Origin of the sequence: Glaciihabitans tibetensis, from assembly GCF_003003265.1 — a bacterium.
GTDB classification, from domain to species: domain Bacteria; phylum Actinomycetota; class Actinomycetes; order Actinomycetales; family Microbacteriaceae; genus Glaciihabitans; species Glaciihabitans tibetensis.
This window is the reverse complement of sequence record NZ_PVTL01000003.1, coordinates 312888-337652: the sequence shown is the minus strand read 5'-3', so window position 1 is coordinate 337652 and position 24765 is coordinate 312888. Positions and strand designations below refer to the sequence as shown.

The 24765-nt window shown below is 65.9% G+C and carries 23 protein-coding genes; 12 read left to right on the top strand and 11 right to left on the bottom strand.

Annotation, left to right across the window (positions count from 1 at the left end; translation table 11 throughout):
* Nucleotides 1-186: 186 nt before the first annotated feature.
* The 4 genes from B0I08_RS07585 to B0I08_RS07570 form a co-directional block, all read right to left on the bottom strand.
* The gene (locus B0I08_RS07585) at nt 187-1305 is read right to left on the bottom strand and encodes a YeiH family protein (protein ID WP_106211403.1); all 1119 of its coding nucleotides are present in this window, start codon (nt 1303-1305) and stop codon (nt 187-189) included.
* 129 nt (nt 1306-1434) lie between these two features.
* The gene (locus B0I08_RS07580; protein WP_106211401.1) at nt 1435-2271 is read right to left on the bottom strand and encodes a fumarylacetoacetate hydrolase family protein; all 837 of its coding nucleotides are present in this window, start codon (nt 2269-2271) and stop codon (nt 1435-1437) included.
* Nucleotides 2272-2280: 9 nt separating this feature from the next.
* On the bottom strand, nt 2281-3393 hold the full coding sequence (locus B0I08_RS07575) for a branched-chain amino acid aminotransferase (protein ID WP_106211400.1): 1113 nt from the start codon (nt 3391-3393) through the stop codon (nt 2281-2283).
* Nucleotides 3394-3434: 41 nt separating this feature from the next.
* Entirely contained in the window at nt 3435-4487 is a 1053-nt protein-coding gene (locus B0I08_RS07570; protein WP_106211398.1) for a 3-isopropylmalate dehydrogenase, read from the bottom strand.
* Between the two features lie 210 nt (nt 4488-4697).
* On the opposite strand from B0I08_RS07570, the gene B0I08_RS07565 reads away from it, so the two are divergent.
* Together B0I08_RS07565 and B0I08_RS07560 are read left to right on the top strand one after the other, a co-directional pair.
* On the top strand, nt 4698-6107 hold the full coding sequence (locus B0I08_RS07565) for an FAD-binding oxidoreductase (protein ID WP_181243312.1): 1410 nt from the start codon (nt 4698-4700) through the stop codon (nt 6105-6107).
* Between the two features lie 70 nt (nt 6108-6177).
* A complete protein-coding gene (locus B0I08_RS07560; protein ID WP_106211394.1) occupies nt 6178-6435 on the top strand; it encodes a DUF6458 family protein in 258 nt (85 codons plus the stop codon).
* Nucleotides 6436-6538: 103 nt separating this feature from the next.
* Here the strand turns inward: B0I08_RS07560 and B0I08_RS07555 are convergent, their stop codons facing one another.
* Both B0I08_RS07555 and serA read right to left on the bottom strand, forming a co-directional pair.
* Nucleotides 6539-8185 carry a SulP family inorganic anion transporter gene (locus B0I08_RS07555; protein ID WP_106211392.1) on the bottom strand — a complete coding sequence of 549 codons (1647 nt, stop codon included), beginning with the start codon at nt 8183-8185 and terminating at the stop codon, nt 6539-6541.
* Between the two features lie 188 nt (nt 8186-8373).
* Nucleotides 8374-9966, bottom strand: coding sequence for a phosphoglycerate dehydrogenase (serA, locus tag B0I08_RS07550; RefSeq protein ID WP_106211390.1), 1593 nt, complete (start codon nt 9964-9966; stop codon nt 8374-8376).
* A gap of 120 nt (nt 9967-10086) precedes the next feature.
* Here serA and B0I08_RS07545 point away from each other — a divergent pair, with 120 nt between their 5' ends.
* A complete protein-coding gene (locus tag B0I08_RS07545; RefSeq protein ID WP_106211388.1) occupies nt 10087-10476 on the top strand; it encodes a DoxX family protein in 390 nt (129 codons plus the stop codon).
* 96 nt (nt 10477-10572) lie between these two features.
* Here the strand turns inward: B0I08_RS07545 and B0I08_RS07540 are convergent, their stop codons facing one another.
* Nucleotides 10573-10896 carry a hypothetical protein gene (locus B0I08_RS07540; RefSeq protein WP_106211386.1) on the bottom strand — a complete coding sequence of 108 codons (324 nt, stop codon included), beginning with the start codon at nt 10894-10896 and terminating at the stop codon, nt 10573-10575.
* A gap of 1 nt (nt 10897) precedes the next feature.
* On the bottom strand, nt 10898-11401 hold the full coding sequence (locus B0I08_RS07535; RefSeq protein ID WP_106211384.1) for a hypothetical protein: 504 nt from the start codon (nt 11399-11401) through the stop codon (nt 10898-10900).
* Between the two features lie 129 nt (nt 11402-11530).
* Here B0I08_RS07535 and B0I08_RS07530 point away from each other — a divergent pair, with 129 nt between their 5' ends.
* Both B0I08_RS07530 and B0I08_RS07525 read left to right on the top strand, forming a co-directional pair.
* Nucleotides 11531-12343: an FAD binding domain-containing protein gene (locus tag B0I08_RS07530; RefSeq protein ID WP_106211382.1), complete on the top strand. Its 813-nt coding sequence runs from the start codon at nt 11531-11533 to the stop codon at nt 12341-12343.
* A complete protein-coding gene (locus B0I08_RS07525; RefSeq protein ID WP_106211380.1) occupies nt 12340-15108 on the top strand; it encodes a molybdopterin-dependent oxidoreductase in 2769 nt (922 codons plus the stop codon). The genes B0I08_RS07530 and B0I08_RS07525 overlap by 4 nt, the downstream gene beginning before the upstream one ends.
* 203 nt (nt 15109-15311) lie before the next feature.
* Here B0I08_RS07525 and B0I08_RS07520 read toward each other — a convergent pair whose 3' ends face one another.
* Nucleotides 15312-16436 (bottom strand): XdhC family protein, encoded by a 1125-nt coding sequence (locus B0I08_RS07520; RefSeq protein WP_106211379.1) that lies wholly within the window; start codon nt 16434-16436, stop codon nt 15312-15314.
* 150 nt (nt 16437-16586) lie between these two features.
* Here B0I08_RS07520 and B0I08_RS07515 point away from each other — a divergent pair, with 150 nt between their 5' ends.
* From B0I08_RS07515 to B0I08_RS17735, 4 genes are all read left to right on the top strand, one after another.
* The gene (locus B0I08_RS07515) at nt 16587-17120 is read left to right on the top strand and encodes a hypothetical protein (protein ID WP_106211377.1); all 534 of its coding nucleotides are present in this window, start codon (nt 16587-16589) and stop codon (nt 17118-17120) included.
* 42 nt (nt 17121-17162) lie between these two features.
* Nucleotides 17163-17537: a hypothetical protein gene (locus tag B0I08_RS07510; RefSeq protein ID WP_106211375.1), complete on the top strand. Its 375-nt coding sequence runs from the start codon at nt 17163-17165 to the stop codon at nt 17535-17537.
* 183 nt (nt 17538-17720) lie between these two features.
* The gene (locus B0I08_RS18150; protein ID WP_281260200.1) at nt 17721-17849 is read left to right on the top strand and encodes a hypothetical protein; all 129 of its coding nucleotides are present in this window, start codon (nt 17721-17723) and stop codon (nt 17847-17849) included.
* Nucleotides 17850-17925: 76 nt separating this feature from the next.
* Nucleotides 17926-18282 (top strand): hypothetical protein, encoded by a 357-nt coding sequence (locus B0I08_RS17735; protein ID WP_181243310.1) that lies wholly within the window; start codon nt 17926-17928, stop codon nt 18280-18282.
* Nucleotides 18283-18496: 214 nt separating this feature from the next.
* On the opposite strand, the gene B0I08_RS07500 is transcribed toward B0I08_RS17735, so the two are convergent.
* Nucleotides 18497-19228: an NUDIX domain-containing protein gene (locus tag B0I08_RS07500; protein ID WP_106211373.1), complete on the bottom strand. Its 732-nt coding sequence runs from the start codon at nt 19226-19228 to the stop codon at nt 18497-18499.
* A 64-nt stretch (nt 19229-19292) separates the two neighbouring features.
* On the opposite strand from B0I08_RS07500, the gene B0I08_RS07495 reads away from it, so the two are divergent.
* Nucleotides 19293-20000: a GOLPH3/VPS74 family protein gene (locus tag B0I08_RS07495; protein ID WP_181243308.1), complete on the top strand. Its 708-nt coding sequence runs from the start codon at nt 19293-19295 to the stop codon at nt 19998-20000.
* A gap of 62 nt (nt 20001-20062) precedes the next feature.
* On the opposite strand, the gene B0I08_RS07490 is transcribed toward B0I08_RS07495, so the two are convergent.
* On the bottom strand, nt 20063-20998 hold the full coding sequence (locus B0I08_RS07490) for a sugar phosphate isomerase/epimerase family protein (protein WP_106211370.1): 936 nt from the start codon (nt 20996-20998) through the stop codon (nt 20063-20065).
* Between the two features lie 307 nt (nt 20999-21305).
* Here B0I08_RS07490 and B0I08_RS07485 point away from each other — a divergent pair, with 307 nt between their 5' ends.
* Both B0I08_RS07485 and B0I08_RS07480 read left to right on the top strand, forming a co-directional pair.
* Nucleotides 21306-23894, top strand: coding sequence for an alpha/beta fold hydrolase (locus B0I08_RS07485; RefSeq protein WP_181243306.1), 2589 nt, complete (start codon nt 21306-21308; stop codon nt 23892-23894).
* A 26-nt stretch (nt 23895-23920) separates the two neighbouring features.
* Complete coding sequence (locus tag B0I08_RS07480; RefSeq protein ID WP_181243304.1) at nt 23921-24748, top strand: alpha/beta hydrolase; 828 nt, start codon at nt 23921-23923, stop codon at nt 24746-24748.
* The last annotated feature ends 17 nt before the right edge of the window (nt 24749-24765 follow it).

Below are 24765 nucleotides of genomic sequence, written 5' to 3'. Positions count from 1 at the left end.
TCGATAAGTTTGGGGAAAGGGTTGACAAGTTCAGACAAAAACCTGGTCAACCGGTCGTTCTACCCAGAAGATTCCCGAACCGTAACCCATACCGGCGTCTGTTCGGCGCACTAATTTGCCACTGGGTTCGTCACTGGGTTCGTCACTGGCGTGGACGAAGCGATTTACCCTTCTTCGCGCGCTTTTTCAGGCTGCCGAGAAGAGCCAGACGAAGCATAGACCGAGTACCAGTATCAGCGCCCAAGAGAGAAGTCCGGCGGCGAAGGCACGCGCTCCGGAGCGGGCGAGGGTCTCCAGCCGGAGCGACGCGCCAATTCCGAACAGCGCCATCGCAATGAAGACCGTCTGCACAAAGTCGGCGGCGCGAAGCACCTGCTCGGGCACCAGGAGGAACGACCGCACGAGCACCAGCGCGACGAACCCCACGATGAACAGGGGCACGATCGGCGGGCGTGGCAGGAAGGGCGCTGCCGTGCTGGCGGAGCGAGCCACGTCGCCAGAGCGAGCCACGTCGCCAGAGCGAGCCACGTCAGCAGAGCGAGCCACGTCAGCAGAGCGAGCCACGTCAGCTGCGTCGGCGGCGCGGGCTGTGCGGCGACGGGTCGCGACCGAGATGACGGCGACCATGGGCGCGAGGGTAAGCACCCGCGTGAGCTTGACCACCACGGCGCTGGCGAGCGCCACGCTTCCGCCCGTTTGTGCGGTGGCGACGACCTGGCCGACGTCGTGCACGCTGGCGCCAACCCAGTGTCCGAACTGGCTGGCATCGAGACCGAAGACGGGCGCGAGGGCGGGCAGCACCACGATCGCGGCGGTGCCGTAGAGCGTGACGAGGGCCACCGGCGTTGCGGTGTCTTTCGGATCCGATCCCCGCGCGGCACTGACCGCACCCACTGCAGACACTCCACAGATGGAGAAACCCGCCGCGAGCAGAACCGGTTGGTCCCCTTCGAGCCGGAACAGCCGCGCAATCGACAACGTGAGGCCGAAGCTGGCGAGAACGAGCGCCACGATTGCGACGATCGCGACCCATCCCAGTTCTGCGATGTCGCCGAGGCTGAGTTTGAGCCCGAGCAGCACGATCCCGAGGCGCAGCAGTCGTTTCGATGACATCGCGAGCCCCGGGGCGAAGCGGCCGCCGAGCGCTGGCCGGAAGCCGGGCACACACCCCACGACGACACCGACCACGAGCGACGCGGTGAGGGCGGGGATCGCCGGAACGGCCCAGTGCAGCCCGAACGCGAGCGCCGCGCCGATGGCCGCAAGCAGCACCCCGGGAATCGCCCCGCGCCAGGTGGACGTCACGACGTGGCCCCGCGCCAGGTGGACGTCACGACGTGGCCTCGCGCCAGGTGGACGTCACGATGTTCTCCCGTGCGTGGCGGATGTCTCGACGACCCAGCTGCGCCACGGGCGACTCACGGGTGCGGCGAACTAGCCGCGGTTGCGGGCCGGGTTGCTCAGCGTGCCGATGCCCTCAATGGTGATGTCGATGGTCTGGCCATCCACAAAGCCGCCGAGCCCCGCGGGCGTTCCGGTGAGGATGATGTCGCCGGGCAGCAGCGTCCACACGTCCGAGGCGAATGCGATGATCTCGGGAATCGAGTGGATCATGTCGCGGGTGTTGCCGTTGCGGCGCGGTTCTCCGTCGACGTAGGTCTGGATCTCGAGCGCACTGATGTCCAGCTCCGTCTCGATCACGGGGCCGATCGGGCAGAACGTGTCGTACCCCTTCGCCCGGGCCCACTGGCCGTCGGAGAACATTACGTCGCGGGCCGAGACGTCGTTGGCGATGGTGTAGCCGAACACGTAGTCGGCGTAGTCGGCGGCCTTGACCTGCTTGGCGACGCGGCCAATGACAATGGCGAGTTCGCCCTCGTGCACAACCCGGCCCTCGACCGGGGGAATCTGGATGGTGTCGCCGGGGCCCACGATCGCGGTGTTCGGCTTGAGGAACAGCAGTGGGGTCGCGGGTCCGCCATCGGGTGCGGCCGTGACATCCGCCTCGTCCCCCTCTTCTGCCTTCGGTGAGCCAGCAGAGTCGGAATCGGCGCTCTCGACTGGCGCGCTGTCTCGGTAGTTCAAGCCGACGCAGACCACTTTGGATCGCGGGATGACGGGTGCCAGCAGCTTCACGCCGTCGAGGGCGACCCGCTCCCCCGTTGTATCGAATCCGCTGAACATCGGGTCACCGGACAGGACGACGAGGTCGTCTCCGTCGACAATTCCGTAGCGGGGGTCACCTTCGGTACTAAAGCGCGCGATCTTCACCTGAGTAGCTTATCCGTCGAGGCGCATCATCCAGCCGTGCGGGTCCGCGATGCGTCCGTACTGAATGTCGGTGAGCTCCTTGCGCAGCGACATCGTGAGCTCGCCGGCCGGAGCATCGGCGGAACCGATCGTGAAGTTGGCTCCCTTGACCTGGGCGATGGGCGTGACGATCGCCGCGGTGCCGCAGGCGAACATCTCCGTGATCTCGCCGGACTCGACGCCCTCGCGCCACTCGTCCATCGTGACCGGGCGGTGTTCCACCGTGAGGCCACGGTCGGCCGCCAGCTGCAGCAGTGATTCGCGGGTGACACCCTCGAGGATGCTGTCGGACTTCGGGGTGACGATGGTGCCGTTTTTGTAGACGAGCACCACGTTCATTCCGCCGAGCTCTTCCACGTACTTGTGCTCGACCGAGTCGAGGAACAGCACCTGGTCACAGCCGTTCTCGTAGGCCTCGGCCTGGGCGATCAGCGAGGACGCGTAGTTGCCACCGGTCTTCGCCGCTCCCGTTCCGCCAACGCCCGCGCGCGAGTGCGTCTCAGACAGCCAGATCGAGACTGGCGTGACTCCGCCGCTGAAGTAGGCGCCGGCGGGGCTCGCGATGACGTAGTAGGCCACCTTCGCCGCGGGACGAACGCCGAGGAACGCCTCCTTGGCGAACATGAAGGGGCGCAGGTAGAGACTGGTCTCGCCGCCCGACGGAACCCAGTCGGCGTCGACGGCGATGATCTGCTTCAGCGACTCGAGGAAGTACTCGGTGGGCAGCTCGGGCAGGGCGAGGCGTCTCGCCGAACGCTGCATTCGCGCGGCGTTGGCCTCCGGACGGAACGACCAGATCGACCCGTCGGCGTGACGGTAGGCCTTGAGGCCTTCGAAGATCTCCTGGGCGTAGTGCAGAACGGCGGCCGCGGGGTCCATCGGGATGGGGCCGTAGGGCTGCACCCGCGGGCGGTGCCATCCGCCGTGCTCGGACCAGCAGATGTCGACCATGTGGTCAGTGAAGTGGTTGCCGAAGCCGGGGTTGGCGAGGACCGCCTCGCGCTGCTCGACACTCTTGGGGTTCTCGTTGCGGGCAACGCTGAACGTGAGGTCCTTCTGGGCCATCGGAAGCTGGATCGTCATCTTCGTGGAGTCTTTCGTCGAATATAGAGGTGCGCTGGTGGTTACTGTGCGGCCAGTTGGGCGACGATCGCGTCGCCGATACTCGCCGTGCTGCGGGGTTCGGATGTGCGGGATGCCACGTCGGCGGTCACCGCCGCCTGAACACGGGCCGCGGCATCACCAAATCCGAGGAAATCGAAAAGCATCGCGACCGAAAGGATCGCCGCGGTGGGATCGGCTTTCTGTTGTCCCGCGATGTCGGGCGCGGATCCGTGAACCGGCTCAAACATGCTGGGAAAGGCGCCCTCGGGATTAATATTGCCCGAAGCCGCCAGGCCGATGCCGCCGCTGATCGCGCCAGCAAGATCGGTGAGGATGTCGCCAAAGAGGTTGTCCGTGACGACTACGTCAAATCTACCCGGATTTGTGACGAGGAAGATAGTTGCGGCATCCACGTGGAGGTAATCCACGCTTACCTCGCCGAACTCGAGGGCGATGCGGTCGACGGTGCGTTGCCACAGGCCGCCGGCGTAGGTGAGCACGTTTGTCTTGTGCACGAGGGTCAGCTTTTTGCGACGCTTCATCGCCGTCTCGAACGCGAACCGAACCAGGCGGTCGACCCCGTGCGCAGTGTTGATGCTCACCTCGTTGGCGATCTCGTGCGGGGTACCCACCCGGATCGACCCTCCGTTGCCCACGTAGGGACCCTCGGTGCCCTCGCGCACTACGACGAAGTCGATTTCGCCGGGCGCAGCAAGGGGCGACGCGACTCCGGGCAGCAGCACGGTGGGGCGGAGGTTCACGTAGTGGTCCAGCGCGAAACGTAGCTTCAGCAGCATCCCCCGCTCAATGATCCCGCCGGACAGGCGCGGGTCCCGGGGGTCGCCGCCGACCGCGCCGAGCAGAATCGCGTCGTGGGTGCGGAGCGTGGTGATGTCTTCGTCGGTGAGGATGGAGCCGGTCGCCAGGTAGTGGGTCGCGCCGAACGGGTATTCGGTGGTCTCGAACGTGGTGTCGGCGGGGGCTGCGGCGTGGAGCACGCGCACGGCCTCGGTGACAACCTCCGGACCGATCCCGTCGCCGGGGAGAAGAGCAAGACTGACGATTCTAGGCATGCAAACAGGGTACTGCCGCAGGCGCTGTTGCCCGTTCGGCCGACACTGCCGGGAGTGGGGAACACCGGGAGCTGAGGGATCGTACAATTTCGCGCACCCTCACCGATAGGGATGGCCTTTGCCCCTCCGTCGGGAGCATCGTGGAAGCAGACCTCGGTGTGCGCCATCCGCGCCGTCGCCACCTCACTAATGCGAGCGCAGGGAGCAGCCATGTCCGACCCAGATATCAACAGCATCACCACTCTCGAGGAACTCGACTTCGACCTCGTCGGCACGCTCGTCACACCAAACGACGCGGGGTGGGACGCCGCCCGAACCGTCTGGAACCTCGCGGCCGACCAACGTCCGGTGGCCGTGGTTTTCGCGGAGGATGCTGCGGACATCAGCGCCGTGGTGCGCTTCGCGACCGAGACAGACGTTCGCGTCACGGCCCAGTCCACCGGCCACCTCGCCATGGCCGTCGGCGACCTGTCGGACACGATCCTGATTCGCACCAGCAACCTCGACACCATCGCCCTCGATGAACGTGCCCGCACGGTGCGGGTGGGCGCGGGGGCGACCTGGGGATTGGTGAGCGCGATGTTGGCTCCGGCCGGCCTTGTGGCTCTGGCCGGGTCATCCCCCGACGTCGGCGTTGTTGGCTACACCCTCGGCGGTGGGTGCAGCTGGCTGTCACGGTCGCGGGGCCTCGCCTCTTCTGCGGTGACCGCCGTCGAAATGGTGCTCGCCAGCGGGGACACGGTGCGAGCCACCGCGAACGAGCACCCCGACCTGTTCTGGGCGGTTCGTGGCGGCGGCGGCAGCTTTGGCATCGTCACGGCACTGGAATTCAGCGTGTTTCCGCTGACCGACATCTACGCGGGAATGCTGCTGTTTCCGGTCGACCGGGCGCGCGAGGTGCTCGACGAGTACGCCGCGTGGACCGACCGGCTCGACAATCGTGCGACGACCTGCGCGCGAATCCTGCGGTTCCGTCCGCTTCCCGAGGTTCCCGAGCTCCTTCGCGGACAGTCTTTTGTGGGAGTCGACGGAGCGATCGATGCGCCCGACAGCGAAGCGGAAGCGCTCCTAAAGCCGCTGCGCGCCATGGTGGCCTCGATCGACACGTTCTCGCGTATTCCCGCGGCGAGCCTCGCCGAGATCCACATGGACCCCACGTTTCCCGTTCCGGCCATCGGCGACGGCATCTCGATCACCACTCTCGACACCGCGGTGGTCGACGCACTTCTCGACTCAGCAGCCGGTGACCCCGCGGGTGCCCTGCTCGTGGTCGACATCCACCACCTCGGCGGTGCCCTCGGCGTGGCCGATCCGGCCGGTGGCGCCCTCACTCACCTCGCGGGCAACTTCGTCGTCTACTCCGCCGGCGTCGTCCCGTCGGCCGAGGCGGCGACGGTCGTTGCGGGTGCTGTCGCATCTGTGCGCGAGGCGCTCCGCCCGTGGGCGGCCGCCTGGACGTACAGCAACTTCCGCGAGACGACCGCAGAGCCCGATGAAATGTGGGATGCCGCGACGCTCGAGCAACTGCGTGCTATCAAGTTCGCCCTCGACCCCAACAACACCATTCGGGGTGCGCACCCACTCGAAACGGAACCAGCATCGCCCGGCGCCACGGCCTGAGCGCCGCCGGTTGCAATCGGCCCCCTGTTTGGGGGCACGTACGCCAATGTCTGCTACTAGACTGACGGCCATGAGTATCGGATCCGGAATCTTTTTGTTCGTGGTTGGGGCAATTCTCGCGTTTGCACTTCAGCTCGAAGTGGCGTGGATTGATCTCAACCTCGTTGGCTATCTCCTGATGGCCGCAGGTGCCGTCATCTTCGTCATCGGCCTCGTGCTTGCGGCACGCAAGCGCCAGTCGACCACCACCGTGCGGTCGGGGGTCGGCGCCAACGGCGAAGCCGTGACCGAGCGTCGTACGACCGCGACGCCCGACGAGATCCTGTAGCTTCCGCAAGCATCCCCAAGCCAACCCAAACCGCTTCAGCACCGCAGGGTCGTCGCCATCGTGGCGGCGGCCCTGCACTCTTTAATCACCGCTTGGTGAAGCGTTACTCGCCGCTCCTCGAAGTGAGGGCTGCAGTAGCTGCGCGGTTCGTCGGGTATACCGTCTCGGTGGTAACCAGCTCGAGCGCACGCATGCGCTCGACGATCTGCTGGCGCGGCCGACTGTAGGCGAGGGAAACTGCACGCTCTGCCAACCACGCTTTCAACGCGGCGAACGCCTCGGCACCAGTGACGTCGATGTCGGTGACTGCTTCGAGGTCGACGACGACGTACTTCACATCGGGGGTCGCCGAGACGGCGCGTTTTACCGCGTCGGAGAAGACCGAGCCGTTGGCGAAGAACAGCGGGGCGGCCATGCGGATGACGAGAACGCCCGGTGCCGTGGCCGTTCCGGACGGAGCCGAATCCAGAAGCGACGAGGAGGGGTTGTCGTCGGCGGCGAGCACATCAATTGCTGGCGTTGAGGCGCGCTTCGCAAGATTGATCAAGGCGAGGACGAACGAGATGACTATCCCGGGGATGGCGCCGATGAAGAGTGTGGCGAGAAAACAGACAGCCCCGATGATGAACTCGAACCGGTCCTGTCGCCACAGCAGCCGAAAGTCGCGGATGCCCAGAAGTGGCAGGATCGCGACCCCGACAATGGCGCCGATGGCCGGTGACGGGATGTTCTCGAGCAGGGCGGTGCCGAACAGCAGCAGGAGGAGCGTCCCGACCGCGGCCACCAGTGACGGTAGCTGGGTGCGCGAGCCGGCCTGGTCCATCGCGGCCGTGCGCGACGTCGACGAACCGACCGCGAAACCGCCCGTCGCGCCCGCCGCAACGTTCGCGGCACCGAACGCGAGCAGGTCGCGGTTGGGTCGCGTGGAGTACCCGCGTTTTTCGCCGTAGCTGCGGGCAACCAGCAGGCCCTCGGCCACCGTCACCATGGTCAACGCGATCGCCGAGGGCACGAGTGCGAGCCAGGTAAGCCAGTCGAGCATGGGCCAGGTAAGGCTCGGCGCACCGGCCTCGACTGGTCCCAGCACGGACACACCCTGCTCCTGAAGCCCCGTGGTCACCACGATCACCGTCGCGCCGACCAGCACGATGAGCGCCCACGGAACCGCGCGAGCCAGGCGGCGGCCAGCCAGGAGAACGACGACTGCGCTGGCCGCGATCAGCACCGACCAGCAGTTGGTCGTCGGCAGACCCGAGATCAAACCGCTGACCTTATCGACGAATTCGCCGCCGGAATCGATCTTCACCCCGAGCATCTTGGCCAGCTGGCTGATCAGAATGTCGAACGCAAGCCCGGCGACGAATCCGATGAGGATCGGCTTCGAGAGAAAATTGGCCAAAAAGCCCAGTTTGAACACCGCCGCGAGGGCAAAGAGCACACCGCAGATGATGGCCTGCGCGAAGGCCATGGTGAGGTAGCTGGCACTACCAGCGACGGCGAGACCCCCGATGGAGGAAGCGACGAGCGCTGCCGCTGCCGCATCCGGCGACGCGACGACCTGCCGCGACGACACCAACAGCGCATAAACGACGGCCGGCACCACCAGGGCGTACAGCCCGGCGGTAGGCGGGAGTCCCGCGATCTGCGCGTACCCAATGTTGAGTGGCACCGCGATCGCAAGCAGGGTCACCCCCGCGATCGCCTCGCCGGCTGCGTTCCGCGCGGTGAGTCCCGCGAGGGGTCTCTGCATCCGTGTGCTCCGTCGGAGCCCGGGTCCAGTGCGCGCCATGCCTCAGTATCTCGATCCCTCACGGAGAGGGATAGGGAGACCGAGTGGTACTTTTCGGGTGATTTCTGGGCCACGCACAAGAGCCCGGCGCGTGCGCCGGGCTCTTTCACTTTCGTTCGTGCAGCATGCCCGCGGGCCCGCTTACTGCCTTACCCCTCGGTGATGTCGATCTCGCGGAGTAGGTCGGCGTCGATCGCGACGCGCACCTTCTCCAGCAGCGCCTCGGGTACCGGCGAATCGACGGTCAGCACGCTGAGCGCCTGGCCGCCGGCGGCGCGGCGCGCGACCTGCATGCCAGCGATGTTGATCGACGCGTCGCCGAACTCCTTGCCGTAGAGGGCGACGATGCCGGGGCGATCCGTGTAGATCATGACGATGTGGTGCTCCGAGATGGGAACCTCAACGTCGTAGCCGTTGATCGCGACGATCTTCTCCGTCTGCTTCGGTCCGGTCAGCGTTCCGGAAACGGAGATCTGCTCGCCGCCGCTTCCCGCACCGCGAATCGTGAGCAGGTTGCGGTACTCCTCACTCTCGGACTCGGTGATCAGACGCACGGCCACACCACGCTGTTCGGCCAGCAGCGGCGCGTTGACGTAGCTGACGGACTCGCTGACGACGTTGGTGAAGATGCCCTTGAGCGCAGCGAGCTTGAGCACGCTGACGTCGAGGGCCGCGATCTCACCGCTGATGACCACGTCGACGCTGACCAGCGGGCTGCTGGCGAGGGTCGAGAAGATCTGACCAAGCTTTTCCATCAGCGGGATGCCGGGGCGCACCTCAGAGGCGATGACACCACCGGCGACGTTCACTGCATCCGGAACGAGCTCACCACCGAGCGCGAGACGCACGGACTTGGCGACGGAGACGCCGGCCTTCTCCTGCGCCTCATCGGTGGATGCACCGAGGTGCGGGGTCAGCACGATGTTGTCGAGTTCCAGCAGCGGGGACTTCAGCGGCGGCTCGGACACGAACACGTCGAGACCGGCACCGGCGATGCGGTTGGTCTTGAGGGCGGCATACAGAGCGTCCTCGTCGATCAGGCCGCCGCGGGCGACGTTCACAATGAACGCGGTCGGCTTCATCATTCCGAACTGGTCGGTTGAAATCATCCCGGTCGTCTCAGGCGTTTTCGGCATGTGGATGGTGATGAAGTCGGACTGCGCCAGCAACTCGTCGAGGGTGACCTGCGTGACGCCGAGCTGCTGCGCACGGGCGCTCGTGACGTAGGGGTCGTACGCGATGACGTTCATGCCAAAGGCCTGCAGGCGCGCGGTGATCAGTGCGCCGATGCGGCCGAGGCCGATGATTCCGACGGTCTTCTCATAGAGCTCGGTGCCGGTGTACTTGGAGCGCTTCCAGGTTCCGGCGGCGAGGCTGGCGTGCGCGGCCGGGATGTAGCGGGCCATGCTGATGATGTGACCGACGGTCAGCTCGGCGGCGGAGATGATGTTGGATGTCGGGGCGTTGACGACCATCACGCCGGCAGCGGTCGCTGCCTTGATGTCAACGTTGTCGAGACCAACACCGGCGCGCGCGATCACCTTGAGGGTCTTGGAGGAGGAGATCGCTTCGGCGTCCATCTGGGTCGCGGAACGGATCAGGACTGCGTCGGCCTGGGACAGAGCTTCCAACAGCGCGGAACGGTCGGTGCCGTCCACGGAGCGGACATCGAAGTCGGGGCCGAGGGCCTCAACGGTAGCGGGCGACAGTTCTTCGGCAATCAGCACAACCGGCTTGGCCACGAGTCAAATCCTTCATTCTGGGAGGGGAAGCGCGTATGCACAACCGTGCCCACTTTAGTGCAGGCGTTCTGGGTGAGAGGCCGTCAGCTATTGGGCACAAAGGCCTGTAAGACTGGTCGGATGACTACCGCGGAGCTCGTGCAGACCGTGCTGGCGTTCGCCCTCGGCGCTCCGTTCATCGTGATGGGTGTCACCCACTTTGTCCCTGGTTCGGCGCGCACGATGGCTGCGATGATCCCGCCGGCGCTTCGGCGCAGCGGCATCCCGAACCCTCAGATCCTGGTCGCGTTCACGGGGATCTGCGAGATCGCGGGCGGGCTGGGCCTGCTGCTGCCGCCGTTTCGGGTCGCCGCGGTGATCGCGCTGGTGCTGTTTCTGATCGCCGTTTTTCCGGCGAACGTGCACGCCGCGGCGCATCCCGACCGGTTCGGACGCCTGGCGATCCCGTTCTGGCCGAGATTTGTCGGGCAGCTGGTGCTGATCGCGCTTCTGCTGGCACTGCTGCTCTGACTCGTTGTGCGCGCCCAACTCGTTGTGCGCCCAACTCGTTGTGCCGTTCGGCGCCCCGCACACTCGATTCCGTGCCGCGCGGCGCCCCGCACACCGTTAGCCGAGGGCGATGACCGACAGGCTCAGGCAGGCGAGTGCGCCGAGGCCGACGAGCAAGATCAGCGCCCGGGCGGCGACGCCGCGGCGCGCACCGACGATCAGCGCGGCGATGTACACCACGACGGGGAGGATCACTCCGGCCACGAGGAGCGTCCAGGGCGCGTTTTCGCGGCCGAGGCCCACGAGCTCGTACTGCGCGGGTAATTCGATCATCGACCGGATGGCGTCCCACAGGTAGTAGGCGTAGATGACGCCGAACAGGGCGGTGACAGCGATCGCGATCCAGCGGGAGGTGAGCTCGGAATCGGTGCGGTCAGTCATGTCAGACCCCCAGGGCGAACGGCAGAGGCAGCAGGACGATGGCGCCGAGAACCAGCAGGAGTAGCCGCAGGGAAGCCTTGCGTCCGCGCGTCAACAGCAGTGTTGCGACGAACCAGAGTGCGGGAGCGGCGACGGAGAGATACTCGCGAAGCTGCGCCATTACGACGTCGAGCGCCCCGACCGGCACCGCGATGTTGCGCGCGGCGCTGGTGAACCACCCCGCCGTGTAGAGAAGGTAGACACCCGCGAGCACACCCAGGGAGAGGAGCATCACCGAGCTCATCGCTTGCCGCTCGACGGGAGCCGCAGTCGCAGCCTCGGTGGCGGACTCGTCGTGCGGCAGCGCGTCAGTCGGGGCGGGGTCGGCGGATGTCGCGGCCGCGGCATCCGCCTCATCACGATCCGCGGGGCGGGCAGAAGACCGGTCGGGCGCGGGTGAATCGAGGTAGGTGGGGTCACCGTCGTCGCCCCAGTTGAGGGCGTCTTCATCAGGATCGCGTGCCATTGATCCAGTATCTCGCGAACGGCGCGACCCTCGTTTCTCACGACCGCGCGCACGGGGGAAACCTTCGTTTTTGGTGGAAGCTCGCGCGGCCGTTACACGCCCGTCACATCCATGATGTTGACTCGAAGGATGGACCTCATTGATGTACGCGAAATCCGGGTGCCCACCACCCGAAACGAGGTCAGGTTTGCGCCAGGAGAGATCCCGCTCGGCGGGGGAACCTGGCTGTTTTCGGAACCACAACCCGGCGTTTTCGGGCTCGTCGACCTGACCGCTCTCGGATGGGAGCCGATCACGATCACGGACGACGCCCTGATCGTGTCGGCCACCTGCACCATCGCCGAGCTGCTGCGCCTGCCCGCGCAGGAGGGGTGGGTGGCACAACCGCTGTTCGCGCAGTGCGTCAACTCGCTGCTCGCCTCCTTCAAAATCTGGAACGTCGCCACCGTCGGCGGCAACATCTGTACCTCGTTGCCCGCGGGGGCACTCATCTCCCTCGCCGCCAGCCTCGACGCCACCGCGGTGATTTGGTACGCCGGCCCGAGCGGGGAGCGGCGGATGCCCGTCTCGCAATTTGTGCTCGCGTCGCGCACCAACGAACTCGCGCCCGGCGAGGTGCTGCGGTCCATCGAATTTCCGCTCGACCACCTGCGTTCGCGCACGGGGTTCCGCCGTATCGCGTTGAATGAGCTCGGCCGCACCGGCACCCTCGTCATCGCCCGGCTCGACGAGACCGGCGAGGTGGTGTTCACCATCACCGGCGGCACCACCCGGCCGCGCCAGCTGCGCTTCGACGCGCTGCCGAGCGCCACGCAGCTGGCCGCCGCGGTCGGGTCGATCACCGAATGGTTTACCGACGCGCATGGCAGCGCGGATTGGCGGGCCGGGCAGAGCGCCCGGTTCGCGGAGGAGCTCCGGATCGAGCTCGGAGGCACATCATGAGTACCAACCCAGTAAACCCCGTCACCCCGGTCAACCCCGTCACCCAGGCCCTCACGTTCGAGATCAACGGTGAGCCGGTAACCGCCGCCCCGCAACCGGGACAGGTGCTGCGGTCTCTGCTGCGCGACCTCGACCACTTCGAGGTGAAGAAGGGCTGCGACTCGGGCGACTGCGGCGCGTGCTCGGTGCTGCTCGAGGGCGAGCCGATCCACTCGTGCATCTACCCGGCATCCCGCCTCGAGGGAGCGCATGTCACCACCGTCGCGGGCCTCGGCACCCCGGAGCACCCCCACCCGCTGCAGCAGAGCTTTGTCGACGCGGCCGGGTTTCAGTGCGGCTTCTGCACCGCGGGCATGATCGTCACGGCATCCACCCTCACAGAAAATGACAAAGCCGACCTGCCCCGCCTGATGAAGGGCAATCTCTGCCGCTGCACCGGCTACCGCTCGATCAAGGACGCCATCTGCGGCGTGAGCAACACCGACCGCCCGGCCGATGGCGCATCGGCGGGCAGCTCGGTTCGCGCGCCCGCGGGCCTGCGGGTCGCCACCGGAACAGAGCCGTATACGTTGGATGTCACGGCCACGGGCCTGCTCCACCTCGCAGTTCTCGGTAGTCCACACCCGCACGCGCGCATCGTCTCGATCGACACCAGCGCCGCGCTCGCCCTCGACGGCGTGCATGCCGTACTCACCCACCGGGATTCGCCCGCAACGCTCTTCTCCACCGGACGCCACGAGCACCGCACCGACGACCCCGACGACTCGCTCGTGCTCGACCCGGTGTTGCGCTTCCGTGGCCAGCGGGTTGCTGCGGTCGTCGCCGAGACCGTCGCGATCGCCCAGCGCGCGCTGCGCTCGATCGTTGTGGAGTACGAGGTGCTTCCCGCGGTCTTCGACGCCGACCTGGCCCGCTCCCCCGGATCCCCCTTGTTGCACGGCGAGAAGAGCGCCGCCGAGTCCCGCATCTCCGCGCCCGAGCGCAACACCATTGCTCAATTGCACGGTGAGATGGGAGATGTGGATGCTGCGCTGGCAGCTGCGGACGAGGTAGTCAGCGGAACCTGGAACACCCAGCGGGTCAGCCACGCCTCGCTCGAGACCCACGCCACCCGCGGCTGGCTCGACAAGGACGGCCGGCTCGTGCTGCGCACCTCCAGCCAGGTGCCGTACCTCGTGCGCGACGAGCTGTGCCACATCTTCGGTCTCGACACCGAACGCGTGCGGGTCTTCACCGCGCGGGTCGGTGGCGGGTTCGGGGGCAAGCAGGAGCTGCTCACCGAAGACCTCGTCACCCTCGCCGTGCTCGCCACCGGGCAGGCCGTGCAATACGAGTTCACCCGCGAAGACGAGTTCACCATCGCCCCCACCCGGCACCCGGTGCGTCTAAACGTGACCGTCGGCGCCACCGCGGACGGCACGCTCACCGCCCTCGCCGTGGACGAGTTGATGGACGCGGGCGCCTACGGCAACCACAGCATCGGCGTGATGTTCCACGGCGTCAGCGAATCGCTCTCCATCTATCGCTGTGCGAACAAACGCGTCGACGCCGAGTCGGTCTACACGAACAACCTGCCGTCGGGGGCGTTCCGCGGCTACGGCCTCGGGCAGGTGGTCTTCGCGGTTGAGTCGGCCATGGACGAACTCGCCCGCAAGCTCGGCATCGACCCGTTCGAGTTCCGCCGTCGCAATTCCATCGTGCCGGGAGATCCGATCGTCGTCACCGATCCGCACGAAGAGAGCGACCTGCTGTACGGCAGCTACGGCCTGGACCAGTGCCTCGACCTCGCCGAGGCCGCACTGCTGCGCGGCAACGGCGCGTCGGCGCCGGAGGGCTGGCCGGTCGGAACCGGCATGGCGATGGCGATGATCGCGTCGCTTCCCCCGCGCGGGCACTTCGCCGAAACCACCATCGAGCTGCTGCCCACCGGGCGCTACTCGATCAGCGTGGGCACCGCGGAGTTCGGCAACGGCACCACCACCGTGCACGCCCAACTCGCGGCCACCGCGCTGAACACCACGGCCGACCGCATGCACATCCACCAGTCCGACACCGACGTCGTCGGCTACGACACGGGCGCGTTCGGTTCCGCCGGTGTGGTGGTGGCCGGCAAGGCGCTGTACTCGGGCGCCAGGCTGCTGGCCGCGCGGATGGTTGAGCGTGCGGCGTCGCTCGGCTTCGCGGGAGGTTCGGTTGTGCCCGAGGGAGTGCGGGTCGGGGAGCGCGTGATCGCGGCATCCACTCTTCTCGAAAATGGACCGCTGCTGGCCGCCGGACGCCATGACGGAACGCCCCGGTCAATCGCGTTCAACGTGCACGCGTTTCGGGTGGCGGTCAATCCGGCCAGCGGCGAGGTGCGCATTCTGCAGTCGATCCAGTCGGCGGACGCCGGCACCGTGCTGAACCCGGAGCAGCTGCGCGGGCAGATCGAGGGCGGCACGGCCCAGGCGATCGGCTCGTCGCTGTACGAGGAGATGACGCTCGACGGCGAGGGACGGGTGCTGACGAAGGCGTTCCGCAACTATCGCGTGCCGCAGATGGCCGACATCCCCGACACCGAGGTGTATTTCGCGTCCACCCACGATGACCTCGGGCCGCTGGGCGCGAAGTCGATGAGTGAGGCGCCGTACAACCCGGTTGCCCCGGCGCTCGCGAACGCGATCCGGGACGCGCTGGGCCTGCGCCCGCAGGAGCTGCCCATGTCGCGCGACCGGCTGTGGCGGATGGTGGAGCGGGCGCGGGCGAGCACGATTCGGCGCGCCTAGCCGCTCGCGACGGTAGTTAGCTGCTCGGCGCGGTAGAAACCTCAGCCCTCTAACGCTCCGCGCGGTAGAAACCCACCCGGCGCGGTAGAAACAACTACCGCATCGAGTCGGTTTCTACCGCGGCGAGCACTTGGGTTGCAGCTAAGTACCGCGGCGAGCACTTTTCTACCGCCGCGAGCGGGTACTCGAGCGCCGGACGCGGGCTACGCCGTGACGCGGTGGATGGACCCGCGGGTAGACATCAGCGGCACGCCCGGCTTCGCCGCGCGCGCAGCGATCACCTCAGCAAGGATCGACACCGCGGTTTCCTCCGGGGTGCTCGCGCCAAGGTCCAGTCCGATCGGCGAGTGCAGGCGCGCTAGTGACTCTTCGGCGACGCCCCGCTCGCGCAGTTCGTCAAACCGACGGTCCGAGGTGCGGCGGGAACCCATCGCACCGACGTATCCGACACCCCGCTGCAGCGCCAGCTCAACCAGATCGGCGTCGAACCGGTCGTCGTGGCTGAGCACGCAGATCACGGTGCGTTCGTCGGTCTCGGTCTCCGCGAGGTAGTGCGGCGGCCAGGCCACCACCACCTCGACATCCGGAAACCGCGTCGGCGTCGCGAACAGCGGCCGCGGATCGCACACCGTCACCCGGTAGCCGAGCACCACGGCGGCCCGGCTCAACGCCGCCGAATACTCCATCGCCCCGAAGATGATCATGCGGGCCGGAGACGCCGCGATCTCGAAGAACGTCTCGAGTAGCTCGCCCTCGCAGTCGATCATGCTGAGCGTGTTGACTCCATTGAGCATGCGGGATGCCAGCTCCGCCTCGATCCGGGATGCAAAACGGTCGTCGGAGCCACCAACAACAACGCTCACCCCATTCGCAGCGCGCGAGTTCCCGGAGCCGACGACACTGGTGCTGACGGGGTCTCCGCTCTCGGTGTCGACTACGCGTGCGTAGCCGACGACACTGGCGATTCCCGCGGCGTCCCCGCGAACCGCCGCGGCCAGCTGTCGCGCGACGACCGAATCGGGAGTCACCAGTTGCACGTGGATGCGCAGTTGGCCGCCACAGGTGAGTCCCACTTCGAACGCGGTTTCGTCGCTCACGCCGTATTCGACGGTCCGCGACATCCCATCATGTAAGACTTCGTCGCAGACGCCGACTACTGCCCCCTCGACGCAGCCTCCCGCGATGGACCCGAGTACCGCTTCGCCGTCGTAAGCCATCGAGGTTCCGACCGTGCGCGGGGCGCTGCCATCGATCGACACGGCGGTGGCGACGGCGAGGGTTTGGCCGCACTCCAGGGCAGCGAGCAGGCGGTCGGCAATCTCGAACATGCTCTCAGCCTTTCACAGCGGAACCGGTCTCGCTGACTTGCGCATTCCGGTGGCGACAAGCTGCCGCTACCCTCGCCGCACGCACCCTGACGATCAGAACACGAAGTTCGTTGGGTAGCTGTCTGACCAGCCACACGACAGACTTTTGTCATGACGGAGAGCGCACGAATCGAGACGGCGAGCCGGCGTGCACTGCGGGGAACGCTGGCGCTCGGGGCAGCCCTCGCGCTTGGAGGGTGCGCGTACCTCACCGGTGTTGACCCGATTGCCTGTCCGGCGATCGGCTGGACGAACAAGGTCTCGGTCGAGATCGTCGGCCCCGCCGACGGTATTGACGATGTGCGCCTCTGCGTCGACGAGGTGTGCACAGCGGGGCCAACCTTGCCTTCTGACAGTCCTCCCGTCGTCGTAAACACCTTTGCCCCCAGCGATTCAGCGACGTTCACTCCCTCACCTGAGCAGTCTGTGATCGCCTACGGATTCGCCTCAAGGATCGACGACGACACCTGGAGCATCGCCGTCGACATGTCGTCTCCCGACGACGTCACGGTTCAGGCGCTGTCTGCAGACGGAGTGGTGGTGGCCGAAACTGTCGCCGAGCTTGAGTGGACGCGTGTCGGCGGGTCCGCGGAATGCGGTGGTCCGGGCGCCGCCGGTCCGGTCGAGCTCGTCATCGAGAGGTAGCGCGCTATGAGACGGGATTCGCTATCGCACGGGAGTGGCCGAGTGTCCGCGGCGCTCCTTCCGGCGCTCGTCGTGACGATTGGGTTGGCTGGTTGCGCGTACCCGCGGGCGTGCCCGGAGATGGGATGGGTCAATACCCTCGAGATCGAGCTGGCCGGCCCCACCGACGCCGTGGACCTGGTGCGGCTCTGTGTTGATGGTGAGTGCGCCGGGCTGGATAGCAGGCAGCTCGACGAGAACACGTGGGAAGTGCCCGTGAGCATGGGGATGAGCACACCGACACCCGTCACGATTCAGGCGCTGTCTGGCGAGGGTGTCGTGATTGCCGAAGCCGTCACCGACATCGACTGGACGCGAGCGGACGCGACGGACGCGTGCGGCGGTCCAAGCGCCGCGACCGTCGGCCTTGCCCTCTAGCTGTATCCGCAAGTCGGGGTGAATCACTCAGTGTTAGGAACTAGTAAGGATCTCATCAAATAAATGTGTGTTTTACTCATTATGTGACTACTGCCCGCCGCATTGTCGCCTTCACCGCTGTAGCCGTGAGCGCGTTCGCCCTCCTTCTAATCTCCCCGGCTGAGGCCTTTGAGTCCCCCAGTCGTGCTTGTACGACGTCGCCACGACACGACCGGATGCTTCGACGCCACCCTCGACCCCCGAGAGCAGATCGAGCTCAGCACGGGCACGGAACTGGTCGCCGTGACCACCAGCGCGCTGGGGCGGGGATGAGTACGCCGCTGACGTCGAAGAAATCACACAAATACTTGAGGACAAGCCGCCATAGGTTCGAAGTTGGTAACCAACGGTGAAGCCTCATAAGGACGCACGGCGGCGGCTCGGGTACGCACTCGGCGCGCTGCCGGGCATCGTCGCTCATCTTCTTCTATCCGCTGCCGCGTGGACATTCATCCAGCTGAGTTCAATGATGGTGGCAAGGTGCGGTACGAGTATTCCCTGCGACTCGACGCTCTTTTTCGTGTCGGCGAATGGGATCGAACCACTCCTGATTGTGGTGTGGGCGATCACCGCTGTGCTCGCGATCGCTCGGCCGCTGGCACGGGGTCTCAGCCCGTGGCCCGTTGTTGGCATCGGGGCCGGTGCCTCCATCCTTTTCACTGGACTGGCCTACCTGATGCTCCTTATCGCGGTGAGACTCCTGTGACGCAGGCATGTCGAACTCGCCGTTGGTGAGAACGTGGGCGCGTCCCCCGACATCCGGTGCGCTGTGGAGCGCGGCGTTGTCGCCGTACCTGGAGTCGATCAGGGCGGTGCCGCCGCTCAGGAGCGGAGGGTTCCCCGTCGAGCCCGGGCGACGATGCGCTCCACCAGCTGCGGATCGCCCGGTGCCCACACGAGGCGCGGGCGAATCGCGACGATTAGCGGCCGGAAAACGGCCCCCGCAGCGCCGCCCACTGCAGCAGCATGATCGTTTTGCCGTCGACGATCCGGCCATCGCCAATCATGGCGAGCGCGTCAGCAAAACCGAGTTCGAGCACCTCGATGTCTTCGCCCTCCTCGTCCAGTCCCCCGCCCTCGCTCGTGCGGTCGGCCGGTGTGTAGGGCGCGGCGTAGAAGTGGAGTCGCTCGGTGACAGATCCCGGGCTCATGTAGGCGTCGAACACGTGCTCGAGCGGCCCGACATCCACTCCGAGTTCCTCGCTGGCCTCACGGCGGATGGCTGCCTCCGGGGCATCCCCATCGAGAAGACCGGCCGCCGTCTCGACGAGCATGCCGTCCGGGTGGTCGTTCACGTAGGCCGGAAATCGGAACTGCCGGGTGAGCAGAACGGTGGAGCGTTGCGCGTCGTAAAGCAGGATCGTCGCTCCGTTGCCGCGGTCGTAGGTCTCACGCTGCTGGGTCGACCATTGCCCGTTCTGCGAGCGGTAGTCGAACGAGGTGCGGCGCAGCACTTGCCAGCCGCGCGATGTCACCTCGACGTCGCGGACGACCACGTTGGGGTTGCGATTCAGGTCGCGTCCGGTGAGATGGAGGCCGGTGCGTCCCCGGTGGTCGGGCAGGTCAGCGCCGGGCAAAGCGTTCGGGGTCGGGGTCGGGGTCGCGTTAGTGCTCGCGCTCGCGCTCGCGCTCGCGTCGAGAGAATCTGTCATGCCTCCATCATGGCGCGGTCACGCCGGGGCACTCCGGCGACATCCCTCCGTTAGAGTCAGCGGCATGACACAGGCGCAAACGCTCGCCGAACGACTAGCTCTTCTGGCCTGCCGCACGGACAACCATAAGATTCGCTCCCCGTTCTCAAGTCAGACGGGCAACTTCGACTACACCCTCCAGGCGGCGCTGGTAGTAGAACTCATCGAACGCGGACGCGTCGCAGTTGTGTCGAAGCGCGGACCGTTCGGCGGTGAGAAGTTCACGCTCGAACAGTCCGGGTTCGAACCCACCGGTAACGCGCCTCTCGACAGCCTGCTCGCCCGCGTCGCTGACCCCAAAAACACCAGGAAGTCGCTCCAGAACTGGCTTATGTACAGTTCGACTAGACAGACGATCATCGAGGATCTGGCCGAGCGTGGAATCGTCACCGTGCACCATGAGGGGTCCGGTCTCTTAGCGAAAACGCGAGTCCGGCCGGCCGACCCTGCCACTCACGACGCAATCCGCGACGAATTCGAGGACGTCTTCCTCCGCGACCGGGAACCATCACGGCCCGACCTGCTCACCGCCGCACTCCTCGCGAGCGGTGAGACCTGGGAGTATGTCGAACCGCTGGAGGGTACGCCTGGAATGGCTCACTTCTTCGAACGGCTAATCGAACTCTCCAACCGGTACGGACCGAAATGGACTTCGCCCGATGCACAGCAGGACACGCGGAGTGTGAGCCGCGTCCTCAACGCGCTCGGGCGCGCCAATGCGCCAAGCGGCTGACCGAGGTCACACCACGGCAACCCGCGCGGACGCGAACCAGCACCAGGGAGCGCGCGGGCCGCTCATTTCCAGCCAGTGTTGACCGCGGGATGGCGTAGGGAGTGACGCGTGCGCAGCCGATTTGCCTCAGTGGTGCCGGTCTCTGCGAGATCTTCGCCATCTGCTTGCAACGTAATGTCGGTGAGAACTTTCTGGAGCGCTGCCATTGCTTGCCGAGCAACTCGGGCGGGGTCGGCTGCCTTCATCGCGTCATTAAAGACTTCCACGCCGATTGGTCCTGCATAACCGACGCAGAGCAGGCGGGACAGAATCGAACGGAGGTCGAAGATCCCTGTCCCGGGAAGCAACCTGCGGTGCCGCGCTACCTCGATGAGCATCCCCGCAGGAACCGGGCCGGGCAAATCGGAGAGCTGAACGAGGAAGATTTTCTCCACCGGGATGCCATCCAGATCGGATTCGTCTCGGTGTAGAACGTGAATGTGGAAGGAGTCCACGACGACTCCGAGATTGTCGCGGTTCGCCTCGCGGACGCTTGCCCACGCATCGACGAGGGTGGAGTTTCTGAAACTCCACGACAAACTCTCGTAGCCGACCCGTAGCTGCCGTTTCGCTGCTTCATCGCTTAGCCACTGGAGGTCTTCGACAATCCGCGTGCGAATGCTGCGGGGGTCGGTGGATGCCGCGACCAATACGAGCGGAGCCGCGCACTCGACGGCTGAGTCGAGAAAGCGCAGCGCCTCACGGCGTTTCGATGCTCGCAGGTCGTCGGGAGCTCCGTCAAAATCCCGCAGCACCTGAAGATCCGCCAGTCCGAGGGACTGCTCAGCAAGCAAACCCCGAAGCTTCCGAGAACCGCCCGGAAACAAACGGTGATCTTCACGCCACAACTCGACCTGGTCGAAACCAGCGACGCTTGCAGCACGGATTTTGTCTGCCGTGGTCCCGCCCAGCAACACCGTGTTGATGAATAAGGGGTTCTGCTCGAATGGTGATCGCATGACAGTTCCTTTGCTAGACGGACGGGCGAAGTAGCAGTCTTTTGCAGAAGTTCCACGGAATCGGGCGGTTGTCATCGCCGCCGTTGGGGGCGGCGGAACCAACATGCTAGTGCGGCCGCCGCCCTCAACCTCCCCCCTAAACGGGGGTCTTTTATGCCCTGCAGTGTTGTGGTTATTTTGTCGTCCGCGCATAGCTCAAGCGCTTCCCGTGCTCGTCATCTACGAAGGGATCCCCCGCTTGATGCCCTCAGACGTCGCGAAATCGCCTGCGCAGTGCACGAAAACATCTCCCGGTGTTTCTCAAGCTGTGGTGAGTTCGCTTGCCCTGCCGGATCCGGCCGCGTCCATGCTCGGTCGCTGGCTGGAGGTGGTTGCGGCGGTACCCCATGCGCTCGCGATTGAAGGCGACGGGGTCCGATTCACGTTTGCGGAAGCGGACGCCCTCAGTGACATCGTGGCAAAAAATACGCGCCACGCAGTGCCCGACGATGGGCAGCCGCTCGGGGCGATGATGGGCCACGACGCATCCGCAGTGATTGTGGCAATAGCGATGCTGAAAATTGGACGCCCCCTGGTCATGCTCGACCCACACCTTCCCGCGGAACGTCTTCGTACGATCGTGAATCTTGTGGGGATGTCGTCTGCCGTGGTTGCACGCCAGCACGCAGGCGCTGCTGCTCAGCTAGATGACTGTCTGACCAACGTGGTTGCCTACGACTCCCTCGTCTCCTTCAAGGCGGCTGAGCACGCACGCGACGAGGTCGACTCCTCGCTGGAGCTGGAGTTGGAGCGAGGACGAGCGGCTCGAGGGCAGGACATCTTCACGATCGTCTTCACGTCCGGGTCCACGGGTGCACCGAAAGGGGTCTCGACCACTCAGGATGTTGTCCTGTCGGACGTCGTGACTTTCCATGAACGGCTCGGGTTCGATGTGCAGGACCGTGTCCTTATGACCCTTCCGCTGGGATACTCGGCCGGTACCTGTGCATTGTGGGCGGCGCTGCTCAACGGCGCGAGCGTGTGGTGTCTGGATTCTCGCGACAAGGGCGTTGCCGCTGTCGTTTCCTACATTCGCAAGAACAGCCTGTCGGTCATTTTGTGCACTCCACACCTCATGCGTGCCATCGCATCGGGGATGCCCCCGCTCGCGTCTCTGCCCTCCGTACGCGTCGCCGCCACGGTCGGGGAGGCCGTCCACGGCCGCGACCTCCGAGCAATACGGGAGCATCTTGGGGCCACTGCGGTGCTGGCAAACTGGGCCGGCTCATCCGAGACGGGGATGATCGCGTTGCATACGATCACGGGTGACGAAGCTATCCCTGATTGTTCGTTGCCTGCGGGGCAGGTAGTCGACTTGAAAGTCGTCACTCTTGTCGGCGAGGACGGATCACCCGTCAAACAAGGCGAGGTAGGTTCCGTCGTCGTGACAAGCGACTACACCTCGACAGGGTATTGGGGCAATGAGGCGCAGACTGCTGAGCGGTTTTCGGTGGACGTGAACGGCGTTCGGGTCTACCGGCTGGGCGATCGCGGTCGCTTCGATGGGCGGGGCCACCTCACGCTCCTCGGCCGTGCTGATGCAGCGGTGAAAATTCGTGGCTACCTGGTTGAACCTAGTGAGACGGAAGCTGCCCTTCTCTCCCTCGACACGGTCGAAGAAGCGGCTGTCATGGCCAACAACCACGATGGCGTTTCTCGCTTGGTTGCCTATGTGGTCCCGTCGGCTGGTCTCATTCCGCCATCAAACGCCGCGTTGCGCAAGGAGCTTCGAGGGCGCCTCCCCGAGTACATGGTCCCTTCCGAGATTCTGCAACTAGGCGCCCTGCCACGGACGGAACGCGGCAAGGTTGACCGGCGAAGTCTGCCCGCGGTCCCTGCGCGTCATCGGCAGCTGGGCCTGTCGGCGCAGGAGGCGGAGATCGCGGCCATCTGGGAAAAGCTCCTGGCCCTGCCTTTCGTCAATAAAGACGATGACTTCCTCGCCCTCGGCGCGGACTCTCTCAGCGTTGAGGAGCTACTCGCCGTGGTCGAAGACCGCTACCGGCTTTCTCTGCGCTCCACAGACCTGATGAATAACCCCACTTTGGAGCAGTTCGCCCGGCTGATCGCGGGAAACGCCGAGGCATCGCCGTCCCATCCCGACGTGGTGCACTTGAGTGCAGGCGGCGGCAATGAACCGTTGTTCTGCTTCGCTGGCGCAGGCGCCCTGGGACTTCAGTTCCGGCCACTCGCCCGGCACTTCCCCGAACGAGACGTGTACGCCTTTCAAGCGCACGGCCTGGAAGAACGAGCAATGCCCGACCGAACCGTCACCGACCATGCGCGTCGATACCTCGAATTCATCAGGACTACAAAACCACATGGGCCCTACCTTCTCGCCGGGCACTCGTTCGGCGGCCTGGTGGCCCTCGAGGTGGCGCACCTCCTCGCCGAGGCTGGCGAGGAAGTTGAACTTGTCGCACTGATCGACACCTACCTTCCGGGCACCGAGGAGGCAGCCGCCGATGATACTCCCGCGAGTGACGCGCACGGAGTTCCTACCGCGCCGCACCGAAGCACGGAGAGGTTGCTGTTCGGGCTGAAGGATTTCGGCCGCCATGCGCGCTCGTACCTGCTCGGTTTGACGACCTTCCGCGGCGAGCTCCAGTTCCAGGCGTTTTTCGACTTCACCCTGCGGGTGGCCCGAAAGTATCGGGTCAGGCCCTACGCGGGCCGAGTCCTTCTGGTCCACGCGGAGGACAACCCCGACGGCCCAGACCAGTGGTCCGCGTCTCTCGCAAGCGCCGTCGAATTCGAGCGGGTAGCCGCGCTACACGAACCTATCCTCCGAGAACCCTATGCAACAGAACTCGCCCGCCACCTAAGGAAGTCCATCACCGCCGGGCGAGCACAGTAGTGGTTCCGCGTCGCACGGCTGCCCTGGTGGCCATCGGAATCGTCGTCGTGGCGGGTGTGGTCGGTACGTTCGTCCTCGTGAGCTCATTGCGGGGCGCGGGGCCGCCCTCGACACCGCCCGGCGGGTCATCCGGGGACGACGATCCACGCAGCTGCGCCGCCACGGCCGGCAGCTCGCGCTTCGACACCGAGTTCACCGGCGCCGACGGACAACCCATTCCGTACAGCGTCAGCCTGCCCGCGGACTATTACACCGAGTGCCGGGAGTACCCCGTGCTGTTCGCGCTGCACGGGCGCGACCAGAGCAACGCGACCTTCCTCCCCCAGGCCGAGGAGCTGCGCGGGGCCGTCGACGCCGGGGTGCTCGACGACGTCGTGATCGTCACCCCGGACAGCGACCTTGACGGGCGCTGGGAGGGCCAGTACGACACCGCGTTCATTGACGAGCTCATCCCACACGTCGAGCAGACCTACCGCGTGCAGACAGGCTCGGCCCACCGGCTGCTCGTCGGCTGGTCGATGGGCGGCCACGGTGCCTTCCGGTTCGGCATCCAGCACCCGGAGGTGTTCGCGGCCGTGTGGGCCGTGGACGGGGCCATGAGCCGCGAGCCCGCCGAGTACCTGGAGTTTTTGGACCGCGTGGGCACAGACGAACCAAAGATCATCAGCGTCGGGGGAAACCTCAACGGCGACCGGGTGGAGCAGGTGATCGACTTGTTCGCCAAGCAGGGGGTCACGTTCCCCTACGAGCGCCTCCCCCTCGACCACGAGTTCACGCTCTTCGTGCAGGCCGACCGCGACGCCGGTTGGCCGACCATGACCTGGATGGACGCCCAGCTGGGCCAGACCCCCTGACCGGGCTGTTCCCGTCC

Coding starts and splice junctions, on each gene's coding strand:
- B0I08_RS07575 (WP_106211400.1), bottom strand. CDS start 3,393: ATGACGATCCAGCTTCCGATGGCCCAGAAGGACCTCACGTTCAGCGTT.
- B0I08_RS07570 (WP_106211398.1), bottom strand. CDS start 4,487: ATGCCTAGAATCGTCAGTCTTGCTCTTCTCCCCGGCGACGGGATCGGT.
- B0I08_RS07565 (WP_181243312.1), top strand. CDS start 4,698: ATGTCCGACCCAGATATCAACAGCATCACCACTCTCGAGGAACTCGAC.
- B0I08_RS07560 (WP_106211394.1), top strand. CDS start 6,178: ATGAGTATCGGATCCGGAATCTTTTTGTTCGTGGTTGGGGCAATTCTC.
- B0I08_RS07555 (WP_106211392.1), bottom strand. CDS start 8,185: ATGCAGAGACCCCTCGCGGGACTCACCGCGCGGAACGCAGCCGGCGAG.
- B0I08_RS07545 (WP_106211388.1), top strand. CDS start 10,087: ATGACTACCGCGGAGCTCGTGCAGACCGTGCTGGCGTTCGCCCTCGGC.
- B0I08_RS07540 (WP_106211386.1), bottom strand. CDS start 10,896: ATGACTGACCGCACCGATTCCGAGCTCACCTCCCGCTGGATCGCGATC.
- B0I08_RS07535 (WP_106211384.1), bottom strand. CDS start 11,401: ATGGCACGCGATCCTGATGAAGACGCCCTCAACTGGGGCGACGACGGT.
- B0I08_RS07530 (WP_106211382.1), top strand. CDS start 11,531: ATGGACCTCATTGATGTACGCGAAATCCGGGTGCCCACCACCCGAAAC.
- B0I08_RS07525 (WP_106211380.1), top strand. CDS start 12,340: ATGAGTACCAACCCAGTAAACCCCGTCACCCCGGTCAACCCCGTCACC.
- B0I08_RS07520 (WP_106211379.1), bottom strand. CDS start 16,436: ATGTTCGAGATTGCCGACCGCCTGCTCGCTGCCCTGGAGTGCGGCCAA.
- B0I08_RS07515 (WP_106211377.1), top strand. CDS start 16,587: ATGACGGAGAGCGCACGAATCGAGACGGCGAGCCGGCGTGCACTGCGG.
- B0I08_RS07500 (WP_106211373.1), bottom strand. CDS start 19,228: ATGACAGATTCTCTCGACGCGAGCGCGAGCGCGAGCGCGAGCACTAAC.
- B0I08_RS07495 (WP_181243308.1), top strand. CDS start 19,293: ATGACACAGGCGCAAACGCTCGCCGAACGACTAGCTCTTCTGGCCTGC.
- B0I08_RS07490 (WP_106211370.1), bottom strand. CDS start 20,998: ATGCGATCACCATTCGAGCAGAACCCCTTATTCATCAACACGGTGTTG.